Here is a 17810-nt window from a genome sequence, read left to right on the forward strand (position 1 = left end):
GTCCCCCGCCCTCCGGGGTCGGCGGCGCTCACGCCACTGCTCCCGCCCGGTCCGCCGCGTGCCAGCGCCGTAGTACCTCGACGATCTGCTGCTCGTCCTTGGGCCCGTCCACCAGCCCCAGCGGCTCGCTCGCCCGGCGCAGCGCCCGGTGGACACGCGCCGCGGCGCCGCCGAAGTGGTGCTCCTCCGGCTCGTCCGGCAGCGCGAGCGCCGCGCGCATGACATCGGGGAACACGGACTGGGCGTACTCGAAGGCGAGGTAGACCGACAGGTCGGTGTCCATCCCGGCGGTCGCGTCCGGGTAGCCCGCGTGCCGCATGGCGTCCGCCCACATCCGCACCATCAGCTCCTGCTCGGCCTTGTCGTAGTCCATCCGCACCAGATGAGTGGCCAGGTCGTGCAGCGGGTCGCCGTACAGGGCGAGTTCCCAGTCGATGACCGCCAGCCGCTCCCCGCCCGCGCCCGTCACGACGATCACGTTGGCCCGGTGGACGTCGGTGTGCAGCAGCGCGAACCGCCGCGGCGTCATCGGCGGCACCGTCCGCAGAAAGCGGTCCACGGCGTCCACCGGAACCCCCACCGCGTCGAACAGGGCGCCGAAACGCGGCCGATTGGACTGATGGACGTCCCGCTCGGCGAACCGGGCCAGCCAGTCCAGAAACCCGCGGCTGTCGCCACTGCCGGGCCAGTCGGCCGGACGGGGCGGCAACTCGTCGGCCGGTACCTCGGCCAATCGGGCGAAGAACGCCGCCAGCGCGGCCAGCCGCGCACTGCCCACCGGCTGCCCTTCGGGTGTCACCTCGGACAGCGGCTGCCCGTCCAGGTAGTCGTGCAGTGACCATTCTCCGAAGTCCGCAAGACAGCGCGGTGCCTCAGCCACGCGTGCGCTCACCACCCGCAGCACCTCCGCCTCGCGCGGCCAGATCCGCGGCACGACCTCGACGGTGGGGTACGGCGTGCGGAACTTGGCGCGGACCGCGCCGGACCCCGCGCCGAGCAGGTACGCCAGCGGCTGGCCCAGGGGCGCGATGAGGTTGATGTTGTGATGGCCGGAAACCACCGGTCCGTCGGCGCCACGGCGCCGTGCCTCCGCGAAGTAGCGCACCAGATGCTGGTGGGCCCAGCGAGGCAGAGGGGGTGACATGGCGGCTCAGAGTAGTACGCCACGTGACCTGCTTCACTTCGTGTCACCATGTGGACCGCCCCTCAGTCACGGACCGTGCCGGATGTCGTGCAGTTCCGTCAGGTTTCGGTCGCGGGCTCGCCCAGGTGCTCCCAGTACGACTCGAAGGTGGCCTTCATGGTCGCAAAGAAGCCGTCGTGGGTTTCCGGGTCGTCGGGGTCGCGGTGGTGCAGGTAGAGGGCGGAGCCGAGGCCGAGCACGTCCAGCGCCGGGACGGGGACGCCGTCGCCGACCGCGATGGACCGCCGCATCACCTCGTAGGGCCCGAACAGCATGTCGGTGTCGTTGAAGACGTACAGCTTGAACTGCGGGGTCATCCGCACCCGGCGGATCTCCACCCCGGCGTCCACGCCCCACTGCGCGAACCGCCCGGCGAGCTCAACCACCGTGTCGGCGTATCCCTGGGCCATGGCCTGCCAGCGCGCCCAGACGCGGTCGTCCACGGGATCCACGGCGGCCGGGTAGGCCAACCGGGGCTCCTCCGCGGGCAGGAGCATCCGCAGCCGCACGCGCGCGGGGGTGATCTCCCTGGCTGCGATGCGCTCGCCCTGCACCCGCAGATGGCTGACCAGGGTCTCGGAGGTCAGCGAGAAGGTGTCCAGGGTGACCTCGGGCTGTTCGAAGGCCCGGTGGATGAGTGGACCGAGAGTGGCCCGACCGCGGGCCTCCGGTCCCGGCTCGGTCCGGGCCACATCCGGCACCCGCACCACGCGGATGCCGCTGCCCTGCCGGGCCTGGAGCCAGCGCTCCTCGATGAGTCTGCGCAGCACCCGCTGGATGGTGTCCCGGCTGACGCCGAACTCGTCCGCCAGTGCCCGCTGCGGAGGGAGCAGTTGACCGACCCGGAGCGTGCCGTTGGCCAGTTGCTCGCGCAGCACGGACTCCACCAGCGCGGACGCTCGGCCGCCCTCCACGCGCCCCGCCCGGCCCGCTCCGGCCCCTGACTGTGCTGATGATGTGGCCACGGGTGCAAACTACCCGCACCCGCACCAGCGGCACACCGTTTCCGGCCAACCCATCCACCCATTGGACCGGAAGTTAGACGATCACATGAACCGGGAAACCCCAATCCAAGTCAACCAGTCCAATTGGCAGGAAGGTTGACGACCACCAAGGGGGATATCATGCCGGTACTGAGCCTTTTCGTAGCGGCCGTGGGCATGGGCGCGGAGCAGTTGATGGGGTGGCGCTTCGGCCCCGTGGGCATCGCGGCCCTGCTCCTGCTGGCCATCGGCCTCAAGGCGAACAACTCCACGTGCGCGTCCCTAGGCGCGGTCGCCCTGCTCCTCCTGATGCTCCAGGCGTGAGGCGGCCCGAGAAGGTCTCGAAGGCGAGACCGGGATCAGCGACCGCCCGCCACCAGCTCCAGCACCGGCTCCAGCGAGTCCACGACCACATCGCCCCCAGCCACCCGCAACCGCTCGTCCCCTTCCGCGTTCCGCGCGTAACCGAGGAACGGCACCCCGGCCTCCGTCGCGGCGTGGCAGTCGCTCGGGGTGTCGCCGATCATCAGGGCGTCGCCGGGGGCGGAGCCCATCGCGTTGAGGGCGCGGCGGAGGCTGTGCGGGTCGGGTTTGAGGAGGTCCAGTCGCTGGGTGCGGCCGTAGATGTGGGGTGTGAAGTAGCCGGTCAGCTCGCGGCCGTCCAGGTAGCGGCGGACCGCGAGGGGCGAGTTGTTGGTGGCGATGGCCAGCCGGGCGCCGACCGCGGCCCAGGTCCGGATGAGCGGATCGGCGTACGCCGTGGGCATCGCGGTGAACGTGGCCCGCAGCTCCTCCGTGGTGAGACGTTCCTCCAGCTCGGCGACGAGGTCGCTGTTCGGATGCCGTCCGCCGACCGCGCGCAGCACGTAGTGCGGATCGGAGGACCGTATCTCCTCCTCCCGGAGCAGGCCCCGCAGCCCGCGGGCGGCCAGCCAGTCGACCATGTCGCGGGCGATCAGCTCGGCCCGGTGCCGCGCGAACAACCGGCAGATCGGCCCGTCGAAGTCCCACAGGACGACGCGCGCCCCGGAGATCCGCTCCCGCAGGCGCTCGGTGGGTGCTGACACGTGTTCGGTCCGGGTCGTATCAGAAGTCACTAAGAGAGTGTCAGGTCCGAGGTGATGGTTTCCCAGAGGGCGTCGAACCACTTCTGCGATTCCTGCACGAAGGCCGCGTCCCGGTGACCGGCCCGCGCGTGGAAGGAGAACAGCAGCGAGGCGGCGCCCAGGGCGTCGTACATGTCGAGGACCTGGTCCCCCCACTCCTCCTCCCGCCGGGTGAGCATGTAGTACCCGAGCAGCGCCTCCTCCCCGTTGAGCAGGTACAGCTTGAACGGCGGCGTGAACGGCAGCGCCCGGAAGGAGACCCGCACGTCGATGCCGTGGGTGGAGCGCAGCGCCAGCAGGTTGTGCTGGAGCACCTGACCCTGCGCGTTCCGCATCGCCAGCCACCGCTGGTGGACGGGATCGTCCTCGCCCGCGCCCCCGACCGGCACCGGGAAGGCGAGGTCTATCTCCCGGGAGGGCAGCAGGATGCGCACGTCGATGGTCTCCGGGCGGACCCGCCCCTCGTGGATCTGGCGCAGGGGCTCGCCGAGGGCCAGCATCAGCGTCTCGGCGGTGTGGCAGACGACGGCGATCCGCACCTGCCGCGCCCCGAACGCCTCCGTCAGCCGGGGCGAGAGCCCGACCATGGTCGGCTGCGGCTCGTCCTGGACGGGCGCGCGCGGGGCGATGCGGGGCGGGCTGCCCTTGCTTACGTTGGTGAGGAGGCCGTCCTCCTGGAGCACCCGCAGCGCCTGGCGCACGGTGCCGCGCTCCACGCCGAACTCGTCGGCCAGCTCGGCCTGGGTGGGCAGCCGGTCTCCGGCCTTCAGCTCCCCGGCACGGATGCGTTCCCGCAGGACATCCGCGATCTCCTGCGGCGTGAGCCTTCTGCTGCCGTTCACTGCCACGTTCTCCTGGGTCACGACCAAACGCTACAACTCTTGCCGACTTACCGGGAGTTGTTGTGAAGTTGTTTATGACTATCGACCAAGTGGGGACAACCTAAACAAAGTTGGTCGCCAACTTTTCAGAGTTGGCGGAAGCGAAGGGGGAACCATCGTGCCTGCACTCGCCCTCCTCTCCGCCCTCTTCGTCGTCGGCTTCGAGCAGGTCGTCGAAACGAAGTACGGAGCCACCGGCATCGTCGGCCTGCTGCTGCTCACCCTGGGCATCAAGGCCAAGAGCCCCGCGGTCAGCTCCATCGGAGCGGTCGTCCTGGCCCTCCTGGTGACGGGCCCCGCCCTGTAGGACAACACCACTCTCGCAGCACACGGGAGACGTCAGGTCGTGAGCACCAGCTCCGAACTGATGGTCTCCCACAGCGCGTTGAACCACAGGCACGACTGTTCCACGAAGGTCGTGTCCCGCGCGCCCGCCCCCTGCTCGAAGGCGAAGAGCGTCGTCTGGGTCCCCAGCGCGTCGTACACCTCCAGCCGCTCCCCGCCCACCTGCTCCGCCCGCCGCCGGAGCGTGTAGTAGGCGAACAGCGCCTCGTCCCCGTTGAGCAGGTACAGCTTCACGGGCGGCGTGAACGGCAGCGCCCGGAAGGAGACCCGCACGTCGATGCCGTGGGTGGAGCGCAGCGCCAGCAGGTTGTGCTGGAGCACCTGCCCCTGCGCGTTCCGCATCGCCAGCCACCGCTGGTGCAGCAGCTCGGTGTCCTCCGTGGCCTCCACCGGCGCCGGGAAGGCCAGCTCGATGTCCCGGCTGGGCAGCAGCACGCGGACGTCGACCTTGGCCGGTTTCAGCTCCCCGGCGTGAATCCGCCGCAGCGGCTCGCCGAGCGCCAGGGTGAGCGAGATCGCGGTCAGGCAGAGGGCGTCGATCTCGACGTGGGCGCCGGTGAAGGCGTGGGCGATCCGCGGTGCCAGCGCCACCATGGTGGCCTGCGGCAGGGCCTCCGGCCCGGTGACGGCGTCGGGAAGGCGGTCGGCCACCGTCGCCGGGCTGCCCCGCGACACGTTGGTCAGCAGCCCTTCCTCCTGGAGGATGCGCAGCGCCTGCCGGACGGCCCCGCGCTCCACACCGAACTCCTCGGCCAGCCGCGCCTGCGTGGGCATCCGCTGCCCCGGCCGCAGCACCCTGGAGGTGATGCGGGCGCGCAGCTCGTCCGCCACCCGGCGATGTGCCGGCAGTGACGGTTGTGGCCTCTTCCGCCCATTGGCGGAGTCGTTTCCCGGCTCCACAACCAAACACTACAACTTCCCGCCATCTTGGGGCAGTTCACCGACGGGTGGTTATGAGACGGCTCCAAGTGGAGATAACCAGAGTTAAGTTGGTCACCAACTTGCGCGACATGGTCAAACTTACGGGGGGTTGGCCGCCAGGGTCGGCCCGAAAGGGGGGACCGTATGCCGTACATCGCTATCGTCATCGCCGCCCTGGTCATCGGCTTCGAACAGTTCGTCCAGTGGAAGCTCGGTCCGATGGGGATCATCGCGCTGGTCGCGCTGACCATCGGGGTCAAGGCCAAGAACACCATGATCGGCGGCATCGGCGCGGTCATCCTCGTCATGCTGCTCGCCCAGTCCGGCTGACCGATCTCCCATCCGGAGGGGAGCCGGGAGCCCGGCCAGCCAGCCAGCACAGCCAGCACAGCCACAACTGAACACCGACAACCGAATACCGCAGACGCACAGCCACAACTCAATCAGGCACCGAGCACAGCTACGGAACACCCGGAACCCACCCCGAGGAGGCCGCAAGGACCGACCACCACACCCACCCGAACTCAGAACATGTCCGGGCACCAAGGTCGCCTGGGCGTACGCAGCAGGGCGTCGGCCACCCGGCCGGCGCCCGCTCGTCCTTCCCGGACCCGCCCCAGCGCGGCCAACCGCGCCACGGACTCCTCCCCCAGCCACAGGGCGGCCAGCTCGCCCACCCCCAGCACCAGATCGGCGTCGGCACGGGTCGCCGTACACCGCGCGCCGTCCTCCCCGGCCTCAAGCCGGTACCGCCCCCCGACGAACCCGTCAGGGTCCACGACCTCGATCACCAGCTCCCCCGCCCCGGAGTACGCCCGCGCCTCCAGCGCCCGCACGACGTCCAGGACGCGCACCCACAGCCAGTCCCCCTCGCCGGTGACCCTGGCGGCCCGCGGGTTCGGCAGCAGCAGCGGCAGCAGGTCGTCCGGCGCCCGCATCCCGCTCTTCACGACGGTCACCCAGTCCAGGGTGCAGAGGTACGTCCACAGGGCGCGCTCGGCCGCCGGGCTCACGGCGTTCAGCCACCGCACGGTCACGGTGTTCTCCGGCTGCTTGTTGGCGCTCCACGCCCCGTCGGTCCGGTAGGCGACCAGCCCCTCCACCTCACCGTCAGGCGCCCGGTACACGGCGTAGAACGGTTCGGTCCACTCCTCGTGCGAGGGGCGCACCGCCCCGGTGGTCAGCCGCCACCACCGCTCGTCCCGGTCGATGGCGCCGTGCTGCGCCCGCCGCAGCCGCTCGTGCAGCTCGGGCCCGATCTTGCGGACCTCCTCGCCGTCCACCATCTCGATACGCCCACCGCACTCCGGGCCCGGCCGACTCCGGTCGAACCCGGTGCGCAGCGTGTCGACCGTCCACTCCACGGCGGAGGTGGCGGGGCCGAAGCCGTACCGGCCGTAGATCGGGTACTCCGCCGCGATCAGCGTCGCCACGACGTCGCCCCGCTCCTTCGCCGCGGTGAGGTCCTGTCGCATCATCCGGGTGAGCAGGCCGCGGCGGCGGTGCGTCGCCGTGACCGTCACGGCCGTGATCGCGTCGGCGGGTACGACGGTGCCGCCCACGGCCGTCAGCTCCTGCGGGAACGACCTGAACGTCGCCACGCACCGGCCCCCGTCGAACGCGCCGAGCGCCCGCGACGGGTCGATCTGCGCGGTGCGGTCGGCGATGTCCTCGTCCGTCACGACGGGCGACTTCAGGAACCCGACCTTCACTGCGTGCAGCCAGGCGGGTATCTCGTCGCGGGTGATCGGGCGTACGTCTATGGCGGCGGCGTCGTCGTTCATGCCAGCGAGGCTAGGGCTACGAGGTCCCGCACGTCGCGACGTTTTCGGGCGGACGGCGGGGTGCGCCGCCCGGCCCGGCGCCGCCCACCGGACCCGCGCGGCCCACCGCGGGTGTCACGTCAGCAGGTCGTCCACCTGGGCCTCCCCCTCGCGGTACCGGCGGGCGATCTCCGCGCTGCACCCGTCAGCCGTCCGCTGGAGGCGCTGGCGGCGGCGGGAGACCTGCTGCTCGTAGCGGACGAGCCGTCCCATCGCGCTGGTCAGCTCCAGGTCCGTGCGCGCGTCCAGCGCCGACAGCTCCACCTCCGCGAGCATCTCCGCCGCCAGCCGCCGGTACTCCTCCCCGTACGGCGTACCGACGGTGACGTGCCGCGCGGACGACCGGTACCGCGCCGGGGCGTCCGTCAGGATCTCCGGCAGCCGCTCCACCACGGACGCCGCCGAGGACGGCCCCCGCCGCGCCAGCTCCGCCCGCAGGATGTCGATCCGCCCCTGCAACAGCCGTCGTACATAACTCAGGTCCGCCTCGTCCCGCTGCGCGTCCCGTCGCAGGGTGCGCAGCTCGGGCAGGCTCAGCCCGGTCAGCTCCCGCCCGGGCGGCTCCCCGGGCAGCCGCGGACTGTCGGTGCGCTGCACGGGCGGCCGGGCGCTGGCCCCCGCCGCTCCGCTGCCCACAGACGTCAGCGAGACGGCAGCCCCAGGGGGCTGCCCCGTACTCGGTGTGCTCATGTGCCTCTACCGTCCCCTCGACCGGCGAATGGCAGCATCGTGCCACCCCCAGTGGCCGCTATGTGACCGAGTGCCCCCGATCAGCCCCAGATGGGGGGGTACGGAGCGAAAATCAGCCCAGGGCATCATGGACCCCATGCGTGCAGTGGTTCAGCGAGTGGACGGCGCCAGCGTCGTCGTGGACGAGGAGACGGTCGGCGAGATCACCGGCGAGGGCCTGTGCGTCCTGGTCGGCGTGACGCACGACGACACCAAGGAGAAGGCGGCCCAACTGGCCCGCAAACTCTGGACGTTGCGCGTCCTGCACGACGAGAAGTCATGCAGCGACACCGACGCCCCGCTGCTCGTCATCAGCCAGTTCACCCTCTACGGCGACGCCCGCAAGGGCCGCCGCCCCACCTGGAACGCCGCCGCCCCGGGCCCCGTCGCGGAACCCCTCGTCGACGAGGTCGTCGCCCAGCTCCGCGCCCTCGGCGCCACGGTGGCCACGGGCCGCTTCGGCACCCGGATGCGGGTCGGCCTCACCAACGACGGCCCGTTCACGGTCCTGCTCGAAATCTGAGCCCTACGGCTCGACCACGACCTCCTGCGCCGCCGCCGTCGTATCGGCGACCAGCGCCGCGTCCACCGGCACGTTCCGCTTCACCAGCGCCAACGCCACCGGCCCCAGCTCGTGGTGGCGCACGGACGTGGTCACGAACCCGACCTTCCGCCCCTCGGCACCCTCCGCGGCGAGCCGCAGCTCGGTCCCGTGCGGCGGCAGGTGCACCTCGCTGCCGTCGAGGTGCAGGAAGACCAGCCGGCGCGGCGGCTTGCCGAGGTTCTGCACCCGGGCGACGGTCTCCTGCCCCCGGTAGCACCCCTTCTGCAGGTGCACCGCGCTCCCGATCCAGCCCAGCTCGTGCGGAATGGTCCGGTGGTCGGTCTCGAAGCCGAGCCGGGGCCGGTGCTGCTCCACCCGCAGCGCCTCGTACGCGAGGAGTCCGGCCGCGGGCCCGACCTTCGCCGCGTACGCCTCAAGCTCGGCGCGCGGCAGGAACACATCGCGCCCGTACGACGTCTCGCGCACGACGACGCCCTCCGGCACCTCCGCGATGGACCCGGCGGGCAGGTGCACGACCGCGTAGGCGTCACCGCGGTCGGCGACCTCGACCCGGTAGAAGAACTTCATCGACTCCAGGTACGCCACCAGCGCGTCCTCGGTCCCCGGCTCAACGTGCGCCCACACGGTCGTACCGTCGTCGACGAGGTACAGCGCGTGCTCGATGTGCCCGTGCGCGGAGAGGATCAGCGCCTCGGTGGCCTGCCCGACCGGCAGCTCGCTGACGTGCTGGGTGAGCAGCAGGTGCAGCCAGCTCAGCCGGTCGTCACCGGAGACCGTGATCACCCCGCGGTGGGACAGGTCGACGAAACCGGTGCCTTCGGCGAGGGCACGCTGCTCCCGGAACAGATCGCCGTAGTGCGCGGCGACACCTTCGTCCACGCCTTCGCCGGGTACGGCGCCGGGCAGGGACAGCAGAGGGCTCTTCATGCCCCCAAGCCTACGACTCGGTACTTGAACGATTACCCGAACCGTCGGCTACCGGGCCCGGACCGGACCCCGCCCCCGCGCAGTCCCGGCACCGCCCGAAGATCGCGAAGTGCTTCATGTCGGTGTCGAACCCGAACGTGTCCCGCAGCTTCGCCGTGAACTCCGCCGCGACCTCCACGTCCGCCTCGATCACGTTCGTGCAGTCCCGGCACACCAGGTGGATGTGGTGGTGCCGGTCCGCGAGGTGGTACGTGGGCGCGCCGTGCCCCAGGTGCGCGTGGCTGACCAAGCCCAGCTCCTCCAGCAGCTCCAGGGTCCGGTACACCGTGGAAATGTTGACCCCCGACGCCGTCTTCCGGACCTCGCCCAGGATGTCGTCGGGGGTCGCGTGCTCAAGGGTGTCGACGGCCTCGAGGACGAGTTGCCGCTGCGGCGTCAGCCGGTAGCCGCGCTGCCTGAGGTCGCTCTTCCAGTCGGTGCTCACCACACTGGAGAGTCTAGGACTACTTGAAGAAGGCGATCCCGTCGTCCGGCATGTCGTCGGGCAGGGCCTTCGCCCAGCGCTCGACGTCCTCCGGGGTCACGACCTTCTTGAGCTGGGCGGACATGTACGGCCGCAGCGACACCTCGGGCGTCTGCTTCTCGCCGACCCACATCAGGTCGCCCTTGACGTAGCCGTACAGCCGCTTGCCGCCGCTGTAGGGGCGGGCGTTCGGGGTCCGCGCCACCGCGTCCGTAACCAGGTCGATCTGCGGCTTCTGGTCGGCCAGCTCGCCGTACCAGATCTCGATGACGCCGTCGTCGCGGGTCATCGTGACCTCCACCTTGCGCAGGCCGTCGATACGCCAGAAGCCGTGCTCGGACTCCAGCGGTCGCACCTTGTTGCCGTCCTGGTCGAGGACCCAGGAGTACGAGTGGTACTCCAGGAAGTCCCGGCCGTCGTGGGTGAAGGTGACCTCCTGCCCGAAGTTGCACTTCTCGGCGCCGGGGAAGTCGTGCACCCCGGCACCGGCCCAGTTGCCGAGCAGGAAGGCAAGCGGGACGAGGTCCTTGTGGAGGTCGGACGGGATCTCGATCATCAGAGGGACTTCCTGGGTGTTTCCTGGAGACGGGTGCTTCCGGGGTACGGGTCAGCGCTGGCCCTGGTAGAGCTTCTTCACGGCCAGTCCGGCGAACGCGAGGGTGGCGACGCAGACCAGGACCAGCAGGATTGAGAAGAAGATCTCCACGGGTGCTCCTCGATTGAGCGCGATACGACGGGCAGGGGCCGGGCCCCAGCTTACGCGGCCAGCCCCCGCCCTTCTTTGTGAGGTACGCCCTCCCGACGACCGGTCCACTCAGCCGAGCAGTTGCCCCTGGAGCACCACCGTCTGCTGGAACGGGATCTCCGCCACCCCGTCCTTCCCGGACAGCACGATCACCGCGAGGACGTCGCCCGCGCTGATGTACGCCTGCCGGACCCGTTCCCGGCCGTACGGCTTGGCCTCGTCGAAGGCCTGGATCTCCAGGTCGTACAGCGCCTTGGGCGGCTTGAACCCGCCGTCCGGGAGCGAGCCGACGTCGACGCCCCGCACCTCGTACCGCGGCGAACCGGAGAGGAACAGCTCCTGCGCGTACACCTCGTCGGCGACGGCCGCCGTGTCGAAGCGCAGCAGGTAGACCCGGCCGCGGGTGCCGTCGGGCATGGTCCAGCCGCGGGCGGCGATGTGCCGGACGCCGTAGTCGCGCAGGACGTAGGTGATGTCCTCACGGTCGGTGTCGGCCTCGAACAGGTCGACGAACTCCGCGACCGGCAGCCAGCCGTCCCGCCCCCGCAGCTTCGGGTCCTGCGTCGCGCCCTCGGGCGCGGGAAGTACGAGTTCCCGCAGGTCGGCGTGGTGGGAGGCCGCGGAGTTGGAGTCGGCGAAGGCGGCGGGACTGCCGGACGGCAGCGGCGGCCGGGTCAGCTCGGGGTAGTCCCAGCGCCCGTCCGACTCGGTGGCCAGACCGGGCACGTCCGTGCGTTCCATCCCGGTGATCCCGTACGCCGTGGCCGTACCGACCGCCGCGAAGACCACCGCGGCGGCGGTCCAGCGCAGCACGGCCCGCAGCACCCGCCGGTCCTTGCGGACGGGGGCGGCGGGTACGGCGGGGACGGCGGGGACGATGCGGGGCGGCTCGGCGGGCATGGGCGGCGCGACGACGCCAGGGGTCGGTTCCTCGCTGCTCATACCGCCTCCCCCGGCCCGTCCACCCGGTCGAGCTGCTCACGGAGCAGTTCCGCCACCGCCTCGGTGTCCAGCGGCTTGACTCCGTACGCGGTGGCGGTGACGAGCACGTCCCCCTGCACCGCCGTACAGAACATCGCGTCCAGCTCCACGTCGGCCTCCTTGGGCGGCAGGTAGCAGTAGGCGTCCTTGTGGCCCTTGATCTCCGGCCCCTTGCGGAAGACGTCGAGGACGTCCACGAACTCCCTCACGGTCGCGGCACCGCTGCGGGCGGCCCGCCGGTCCATGCGGACCAGTTCCACGCTCACGGTCACGGCGTGGTCCCGGTCGGTCACCCCCCATGGGGTCCGCTGGTAGCTGCGCATCGCCAGGCCCTGGATCTCCTGCCGTTCCAGATGCCTCTCCAGCTCCCGGCGCTCGGACCGCGGCAGGTCGCGCAGCGACTCCTTGCGCAGTTCCAGGGCCCGGTCCCCGTTGAGCGAGGCGTCCGACCCGAAGTGTCCGATGTCCGGGCCGCGGGCCCACTCGGTGTCGTCGAAGGGCACGAGCATGTCCGCCAGCCCCGACGCCCTGGCCTCGGCCTTGTCCGCCGTGGTCTTCGGGAACCTCCACACGGGGGCCCCGGCGTCCCGGTCGGCGTCCCGCACGGTCACGACGGTGTACCCGGTACCGGCCACCACCGCCCCGACCACCAGCACGGCGGCGACGACGGCGGCGATACGGCGCCCGCTCCGCCGGGGCGGGGGCGCCTCGGGGACCTCGGGGACCTCAGAGACCTCAGGGACCTCAGGGACCTCGTTGGCCCCGCTGGCCTCATTCGCCACGCTGACTTCGCTGGCCTCATTCGCCACGCTGACTTCGCTGGCCTCGTTGGCCCCGCTGTCTTCGCTGGCCTCGTTCGTCTCGCCTACCTCGCTCACAGCCGCTCCAGTTGCCGCTTGGCCAGATCCATGATCTTCGCCTTGGGGATGCGCTTGCTGTCCGCGACCCAGATCTGCACGGCGATGTCGCCGCGCCAGGCGAACGCCCTGGCCTCCCAGTACGGCAGGTAGCCGGGCTCACTCGTGGGCGCGGTGTCGGCGTACGCGAGCCCGACGTCGTTCCCGGTGCCGGGGATCGGCCAGCTCTCGGCGTCCTCGTCCTGGTCGGCCCAGTAGACGAGGTTCTCGATGTCCTCGCGGGCGCCCAGGTCCTGCTCCTGCCGGTACTGCACGAGGCGGATCTCCACGGTGGAGTCCCCCTGCTCCCAGGTGGCGACGGCGGCGCGGCGGAACTCGGCCTCGATGGAGTTGTCGAAGGCCCCGTCCGGCTGCTCGTACGTCGCCGCGTACTCGGGGAGTTCCATCCAGCCGTCCTCGCCCGCCCAGTCGCCCTCCCGGGCCCCGCGGGGCCGGTCCAGCAGCAGCTTGCGCAGGTCCCCGTCGGTCCGCACCCGCCGGTCCCGCGCGGCCGACAGCGGCTCCGGCGCCGGGCCCTTCGCCTGCGGCAGCACCGGCTGCGACAGGGACGGCAGCTTGGTGGGCGCGCGGTCGGCCTGGACGAGGTAGCCGACGCAGGTACCGGCGACGGCGCCGAGCACGGCGGCGGTGGCGAGGAGCAGGGCGGTACGCCCCCGACGCCGCCGGGGCGCCCCCGCCGCACCGGGTTGCGGCACCTGTCTCTCGGGTTCTTCTTCTCTCACGTTTTCCACTACGTCCCCCACAGAACGCGAATCTCGTATTCCACAAGCGCGCACAGTGGACCCACAGCGTTGGTCAGAGGTTGTAGCGGCGTTGATTACGATTCGTGGATGGCGAAGAAGCTCGTGATCAAGGTGACGGCCGGGGCGGACGCCCCGGAACGCTGCTCGCAGGCGTTCACGGTGGCCGCGGTGGCCGTGGCCAGCGGCGTGGAGGTGTCCCTGTGGCTGACCGGGGAGTCGTCGTGGTTCGCCCTGCCGGGCCGCGCCGCCGAGTTCGACCTCCCGCACGCCGCCCCGCTCCCCGACCTGCTCGACTCCCTGCTCGCCGGGGGCCGCGTGACCCTGTGCACCCAGTGCGCGGCGCGCCGCGAGATCACGGAGAAGGACGTCATCGAGGGCGTCCGCATCGCGGGCGCGCAGGTCTTCGTCCAGGAGTCCCTGGCGGACGACACCCAGGCACTCGTCTACTGAGCCACCGAGTCTCCTGAGCCACCGAGGTCTTCTGACCTACCGGTCCCGGCGCTTGCCGTCCAGCTCGTCCCACCACTCGTCGGACTCGGGGTCGCCGGACGGGTCGTCCCACCACCGGTCGTCCGGGCCGCGCCGGTTGGCGACCATCGCGGCGAGCGGGGGGATGACCATGGCGACCAGGCACATCGCGACGGCGGCCGGGACGGACCAGAGCCGTACGACGCCCCAGGCCAGGACGAACAGGCCCAGGCAGCAGCCCATCATGGCGAAGTAGCGACGACGACGCCGTGCGTACATGACTCCAGCGTAGGTCGGCCCGGCCGGTGGGCACGCCGAAGGGCCGCACCCCGGGTGTTCACCACCCGCGGGTACGGCCCGCCAGCGTCACTGCCGTCCCGTCGGGACTCAGACGGCGATCGCGACCTCCGCCAGGGCGCCCTTCTCGGCGACGACGACCGTACGGTCAGCCGTGCCGCCGGGCACCAGGGCGCGCACCGTCCAGGTGCCCTCGGCCGCGTAGAACCGGAACTGACCGGTCGCGGAGGTGGGCACCTCCGCGGTGAACTCGCCGGTCGAGTCCAGCAGCCGGACGTAGCCGGTCACGGGCTCGCCGTCGCGGGTCACCTGGCCCTGGATCGTGGTCTCACCGGGCTTGATCGTCGAGGCGTCGGGGCCACCGGCCTTCGCTCCGCACATGGGTCTCTCCTAGGGACGTAGAAGGTCGGTCGGTTACTTGTTGGCGCCGAGCTCGATCGGCACGCCGACGAGGGAGCCGTACTCGGTCCAGGAGCCGTCGTAGTTCTTGACGTTCTCCACGCCCAGCAGCTCGTGCAGCACGAACCAGGTCAGGGCGGAGCGCTCACCGATGCGGCAGTAGGCGATCGTGTCCTTGGAGAGGTCGACGCTCTCCTCCTCGTAGAGCTTCTTCAGCTCGTCGTCGGACTTGAACGTGCCGTCGTCGTTGGCGTTCTTCGACCACGGGATGTTCCGCGCGGACGGGACGTGGCCCGGGCGCTGCGACTGCTCCTGCGGGAGGTGGGCCGGGGCGAGCAGCTTGCCGGAGAACTCGTCGGGCGAGCGGACGTCGACCAGGTTCTGGGTGCCGATGGCGGCGACCACGTCGTCGCGGAAGGCGCGGATGGCCGTGTTCTGCGGCTTGGCCTTGTACTGCGTCGCCGGGCGCTCGGGCACCTCCTCGACCAGCTCGCGGGCGTCCAGCTCCCACTTCTTGCGGCCACCGTCGAGGAGCTTGACGTTCTCGTGGCCGTAGAGCTTGAAGTACCAGTAGGCGTACGACGCGAACCAGTTGTTGTTGCCGCCGTAGAGGATCACCAGCGTGTCGTTGGCGATGCCCTTGGCGGAGAGGAGCTTCTCGAAGCCCTCCTGGTCGATGAAGTCGCGGCGGACCGGGTCCTGGAGGTCGTCGGTCCAGTCGATCTTGATCGCGTTGCGGATGTGGTTCTTGTCGTACGCGGACGTGTCCTCGTCCACCTCGACGACCGCGATGTTCGGGTCGTCCAGGTTGTCCTGAAGCCAGTCGGCGTCGACCAGGACGTCGCTGCGGCTCATGGTGTCTCCTCCGGGGCAGTTGCGGCGGGGCGTGCCAATGTGGGTCAGTGCGAGGTGCGTGGGTGCGCAGGGCGCACGGGTGCCCCTGGTGCGGGGCGGTGGGGAACGCGGAGGCGACGGCCTCCGGTCAGAAGGTGCGACAGAGCATGGCGGCAACGCGGCACAGGTCCACTGCCCGCCGCTTCGTGAGGTCCGCCTGTCGTCTCATGGCCTCGATCGTAGGGACGGTCGGGCGGGCATGTCACCGGTGTGTCGGATACTGAGACGCGATCGTCCAGGATGCGGGACCGGAAGATCGTACGACCAGCTCCCGTACGGCCCCCGGCGCCCTGTATCCCCCGTCACATCTGCGGTACGGACGCCCATGTCTCGCCCCTCGGACAACCGGGTGGGCTACCCGGCCAGCCGCACGTCCGAACCCCGCACGGTGATCCGCACCCCGTCCTCCGCCGCCCGCACCTCGTCCAGCTTGATGCCGCCCGGCAGCTCGTCGATCCGCTGCTCGAAGTCGGTGATCGACCGGATCTGGTCCTCGCCGATCTCGACCCCGCCGATGCTGGGCAGCGCCTCGGCCTTCACCCGCACGGTGTCGCCCTCCGCGGTGACCGTGCTCAGCACGGAGACGGGCCGCGGCAGCTTGGTGCCGAACGCCGTCGCCTCCACCGCGACCTTGATCTTGCCGTCGCCGCCGTCGGAGAGGCCGACGACCTTGGCCGTGACCCCGGGGGCCACCTGCGCGGGCTCGGACCTGGCGGTCTTCAGCAGCTCGTCGTAGGCGATGGTCGCGGTGCCGGTGGCGGTGTCGGCGGTGGCGGAGCTGTAGTCGCCGGAGAACTCGACGCCCTTCATGTTCGCCCTGAGGTCGTCGATCCGGATGCTCGTGCCGTCGTCGCCCGCGGTCGCCTCGTAGTTCTCGATGCCGATCTCCACGTCGTCCAGCTCACCGCCGACGACCTGGGTGAGGAACGGGAAGCCGTTGATGGACACGTCGGGGGTGGTGGCGAGGTTCTCGGTGGTGCGGAGCTTGTCCGCGGCCTCCCCCTCGGCGAAGTGGACGGCGAGCCGGTCGGCGGCCACGAAGAGGCCGCCGAGGACGACGACGACGATCAGAGTTATTCGCAGCGCGCGCATGTTCCCCCACCCGGGCGGTCTTCGAGGTCACCGCCACCGTAACCCTGCGGAGGCGGCGGCCCCCCGGATTGTCGACAGGCTGTGACAGGGCGGGCCCGCGGCCCGGCCCTCCCCCCGGCGCCCTCAGCCCAGGGCCCGCCCCAGCACCCACACCACCGGCGCCGCCGCCGTCAGCGGCAGGGCCACGCCCGCGGTGAAGTGGACGAAGCGGGACGGGTAGTCGTAGCTCGCGACCCGGTGCCCGATCAGCGCGCAGGCCGCCGCGCCGACGCCCACCAGGGCGCCCTCGGCCCCGACGCCGGTCAGCCCGCCGACCGCGATGCCCGCGCCCGCCGCGGCGAGCAGCGCCACGGCCACCGACGCGACCGTCGGCATCGGCAGCGCCCGCGCGACGAGGGCGACGCCCACCGCGACGGCACCGACGGTCACGGCGTCCGCCTCGGCCGCGAGGTACCCGGCGGCCACGACGGACAGCGCCGCCGAGACGACGGTCGCCGTCAGGCCGTACATCCGCTCGTCCGGGTCGGCGTGCGAGCGCAGTTGGAGGACGAGGGCGAGCAGCACCCACACGCCGATCGTGCCGAGGATCGCCGCGGGCCCGTGCTCCCGGCCCGCCGCGAGCAGCACGGCGTCGGCGGTCAGCGCGCCCGCGAAGGCCAGCGCGATGCCCTGCCGGGCGGGCCACATGCCGTTCAGCCGGAACCAGCCCGCGGCGGTGACCGCCTGGAGCACGACGAGCGGTACGAGCAGGGCGTACGACCCGATGGCCGCCGTACCGCCGAGGAGCAGCCCCAGCAGCGCGGTGAGCGCGGCGGGCTGGCCGCCGGGCTCGATGATCGGGGAACGCCCTTCGAGCCGGGCGCGCTGGGCGTCGGTGACCCGGGAGTTCCCGGCGAGGGTGGCGGGGCCGTAGCCGGGGTCGGCCGCCGTCGCCGCGGGGTGGGGGGCGGGCTCCTGGTGGTCGTCCACCGGGTACGCCTGCTCGCTCACCGGCGGCAGGTACGCCGTCTCGGCCGCCGCGACCGGCGGCACCGGGGGCTGCGTCTGCGTCTCCCAGGTCTGCCCCTGCCACTGCTGGGTGTACTGCTGGTCGGCGTAGGCCGGGTCATACCCCTGCTGACCGGACCAGGAGGGCTGCGGCTGCGGCTGCTGGTACGGCTGCGGCTGCTGATACTGCTGCGGGTATTGCTGTTGGTGTTGTTGCTGCTGCTGGTGTTGCTGCTGCGGGTACTGCTGCTGATACGGGTCGTAGGACCCCTGGTACTGCTGGTACGGCTGCTCGCTCATC

The 17810-nt window shown here is 71.2% G+C and carries 24 protein-coding genes; 5 read left to right on the plus strand and 19 right to left on the minus strand.

Annotated elements, in window-relative coordinates; genetic code table 11:
* Window positions 1–28 precede the first annotated feature (28 nt).
* Both ACFQZ6_RS16780 and ACFQZ6_RS16785 read right to left on the minus strand, forming a co-directional pair.
* Window positions 29–1144 carry a phosphotransferase family protein gene (locus ACFQZ6_RS16780; protein ID WP_381609649.1) on the minus strand — a complete coding sequence of 372 codons (1116 nt, stop codon included), beginning with the start codon at window positions 1142–1144 and terminating at the stop codon, window positions 29–31.
* 98 nt (window positions 1145–1242) lie between these two features.
* Window positions 1243–2097, minus strand: coding sequence for a GntR family transcriptional regulator (locus ACFQZ6_RS16785; protein WP_381609652.1), 855 nt, complete (start codon window positions 2095–2097; stop codon window positions 1243–1245).
* 210 nt (window positions 2098–2307) lie between these two features.
* Between ACFQZ6_RS16785 and ACFQZ6_RS16790 the strand changes: the two genes are divergently transcribed.
* A complete protein-coding gene (locus ACFQZ6_RS16790; RefSeq protein WP_381609654.1) occupies window positions 2308–2490 on the plus strand; it encodes a hypothetical protein in 183 nt (60 codons plus the stop codon).
* A 35-nt stretch (window positions 2491–2525) separates the two neighbouring features.
* Here the strand turns inward: ACFQZ6_RS16790 and ACFQZ6_RS16795 are convergent, their stop codons facing one another.
* Together ACFQZ6_RS16795 and ACFQZ6_RS16800 are read right to left on the minus strand one after the other, a co-directional pair.
* The gene (locus tag ACFQZ6_RS16795) at window positions 2526–3314 is read right to left on the minus strand and encodes an HAD family hydrolase (protein WP_381609657.1); all 789 of its coding nucleotides are present in this window, start codon (window positions 3312–3314) and stop codon (window positions 2526–2528) included.
* The gene (locus tag ACFQZ6_RS16800; RefSeq protein WP_381609660.1) at window positions 3263–4141 is read right to left on the minus strand and encodes a GntR family transcriptional regulator; all 879 of its coding nucleotides are present in this window, start codon (window positions 4139–4141) and stop codon (window positions 3263–3265) included. The genes ACFQZ6_RS16795 and ACFQZ6_RS16800 overlap by 52 nt, the downstream gene beginning before the upstream one ends.
* A 130-nt stretch (window positions 4142–4271) precedes the next feature.
* Here ACFQZ6_RS16800 and ACFQZ6_RS16805 point away from each other — a divergent pair, with 130 nt between their 5' ends.
* Window positions 4272–4460 (plus strand): hypothetical protein, encoded by a 189-nt coding sequence (locus ACFQZ6_RS16805; RefSeq protein WP_381609662.1) that lies wholly within the window; start codon window positions 4272–4274, stop codon window positions 4458–4460.
* 32 nt (window positions 4461–4492) lie between these two features.
* Here ACFQZ6_RS16805 and ACFQZ6_RS16810 read toward each other — a convergent pair whose 3' ends face one another.
* Complete coding sequence (locus ACFQZ6_RS16810) at window positions 4493–5329, minus strand: winged helix-turn-helix domain-containing protein (RefSeq protein ID WP_381609665.1); 837 nt, start codon at window positions 5327–5329, stop codon at window positions 4493–4495.
* A 234-nt stretch (window positions 5330–5563) separates the two neighbouring features.
* Between ACFQZ6_RS16810 and ACFQZ6_RS16815 the strand changes: the two genes are divergently transcribed.
* Window positions 5564–5749: a hypothetical protein gene (locus ACFQZ6_RS16815; protein ID WP_381609668.1), complete on the plus strand. Its 186-nt coding sequence runs from the start codon at window positions 5564–5566 to the stop codon at window positions 5747–5749.
* 194 nt (window positions 5750–5943) lie between these two features.
* Here ACFQZ6_RS16815 and ACFQZ6_RS16820 read toward each other — a convergent pair whose 3' ends face one another.
* Both ACFQZ6_RS16820 and ACFQZ6_RS16825 read right to left on the minus strand, forming a co-directional pair.
* On the minus strand, window positions 5944–7203 hold the full coding sequence (locus ACFQZ6_RS16820; protein ID WP_381609671.1) for a GNAT family N-acetyltransferase: 1260 nt from the start codon (window positions 7201–7203) through the stop codon (window positions 5944–5946).
* A 114-nt stretch (window positions 7204–7317) separates the two neighbouring features.
* Window positions 7318–7932 (minus strand): RsiG family protein, encoded by a 615-nt coding sequence (locus tag ACFQZ6_RS16825; RefSeq protein ID WP_381609674.1) that lies wholly within the window; start codon window positions 7930–7932, stop codon window positions 7318–7320.
* Window positions 7933–8068: 136 nt separating this feature from the next.
* Here ACFQZ6_RS16825 and dtd point away from each other — a divergent pair, with 136 nt between their 5' ends.
* Entirely contained in the window at window positions 8069–8494 is a 426-nt protein-coding gene (gene dtd / locus ACFQZ6_RS16830; RefSeq protein WP_381609677.1) for a D-aminoacyl-tRNA deacylase, read from the plus strand.
* A 3-nt stretch (window positions 8495–8497) separates the two neighbouring features.
* Here dtd and ygfZ read toward each other — a convergent pair whose 3' ends face one another.
* The 6 genes from ygfZ to ACFQZ6_RS16860 all read right to left on the minus strand — a co-directional run bounded on the left by ygfZ (window position 8498) and on the right by ACFQZ6_RS16860 (window position 13324).
* Window positions 8498–9463, minus strand: coding sequence for a CAF17-like 4Fe-4S cluster assembly/insertion protein YgfZ (ygfZ, locus tag ACFQZ6_RS16835; protein WP_381609679.1), 966 nt, complete (start codon window positions 9461–9463; stop codon window positions 8498–8500).
* 10 nt (window positions 9464–9473) lie between these two features.
* Window positions 9474–9950, minus strand: coding sequence for a Fur family transcriptional regulator (locus ACFQZ6_RS16840; protein WP_381609682.1), 477 nt, complete (start codon window positions 9948–9950; stop codon window positions 9474–9476).
* A 16-nt stretch (window positions 9951–9966) separates the two neighbouring features.
* Entirely contained in the window at window positions 9967–10542 is a 576-nt protein-coding gene (locus ACFQZ6_RS16845) for an FABP family protein (RefSeq protein ID WP_381609685.1), read from the minus strand.
* 258 nt (window positions 10543–10800) lie between these two features.
* Entirely contained in the window at window positions 10801–11673 is an 873-nt protein-coding gene (locus ACFQZ6_RS16850; RefSeq protein WP_381609688.1) for a hypothetical protein, read from the minus strand.
* Window positions 11670–12590 (minus strand): hypothetical protein, encoded by a 921-nt coding sequence (locus tag ACFQZ6_RS16855; protein WP_381609691.1) that lies wholly within the window; start codon window positions 12588–12590, stop codon window positions 11670–11672. The genes ACFQZ6_RS16850 and ACFQZ6_RS16855 overlap by 4 nt, the downstream gene beginning before the upstream one ends.
* Window positions 12587–13324: a hypothetical protein gene (locus tag ACFQZ6_RS16860; protein ID WP_381609694.1), complete on the minus strand. Its 738-nt coding sequence runs from the start codon at window positions 13322–13324 to the stop codon at window positions 12587–12589. Before ACFQZ6_RS16860 ends, ACFQZ6_RS16855 begins: the two co-directional genes overlap by 4 nt.
* A gap of 135 nt (window positions 13325–13459) precedes the next feature.
* Between ACFQZ6_RS16860 and ACFQZ6_RS16865 the strand changes: the two genes are divergently transcribed.
* Entirely contained in the window at window positions 13460–13822 is a 363-nt protein-coding gene (locus tag ACFQZ6_RS16865) for a DsrE family protein (RefSeq protein ID WP_381609697.1), read from the plus strand.
* Between the two features lie 36 nt (window positions 13823–13858).
* On the opposite strand, the gene ACFQZ6_RS16870 is transcribed toward ACFQZ6_RS16865, so the two are convergent.
* The 6 genes from ACFQZ6_RS16870 to ACFQZ6_RS16895 form a co-directional block, all read right to left on the minus strand.
* Entirely contained in the window at window positions 13859–14119 is a 261-nt protein-coding gene (locus ACFQZ6_RS16870; protein ID WP_381609700.1) for a DUF3099 domain-containing protein, read from the minus strand.
* A gap of 108 nt (window positions 14120–14227) precedes the next feature.
* Window positions 14228–14518: a DUF1416 domain-containing protein gene (locus ACFQZ6_RS16875; protein WP_043502058.1), complete on the minus strand. Its 291-nt coding sequence runs from the start codon at window positions 14516–14518 to the stop codon at window positions 14228–14230.
* Window positions 14519–14551: 33 nt separating this feature from the next.
* Window positions 14552–15391: a sulfurtransferase gene (locus ACFQZ6_RS16880; protein ID WP_381609703.1), complete on the minus strand. Its 840-nt coding sequence runs from the start codon at window positions 15389–15391 to the stop codon at window positions 14552–14554.
* Between the two features lie 127 nt (window positions 15392–15518).
* Entirely contained in the window at window positions 15519–15599 is an 81-nt protein-coding gene (locus ACFQZ6_RS16885) for a putative leader peptide (RefSeq protein ID WP_353963671.1), read from the minus strand.
* Window positions 15600–15784: 185 nt separating this feature from the next.
* A complete protein-coding gene (locus ACFQZ6_RS16890) occupies window positions 15785–16522 on the minus strand; it encodes an LmeA family phospholipid-binding protein (RefSeq protein WP_381609706.1) in 738 nt (245 codons plus the stop codon).
* 123 nt (window positions 16523–16645) lie between these two features.
* Window positions 16646–17809 carry a hypothetical protein gene (locus tag ACFQZ6_RS16895; protein ID WP_381609709.1) on the minus strand — a complete coding sequence of 388 codons (1164 nt, stop codon included), beginning with the start codon at window positions 17807–17809 and terminating at the stop codon, window positions 16646–16648.
* Window position 17810: the final 1 nt, after the last annotated feature.

The sequence above is a fragment of the Streptomyces flavalbus genome, from assembly GCF_042674625.1.
Classification (GTDB): Bacteria; Actinomycetota; Actinomycetes; order Streptomycetales; family Streptomycetaceae; genus Streptomyces; species Streptomyces flavalbus.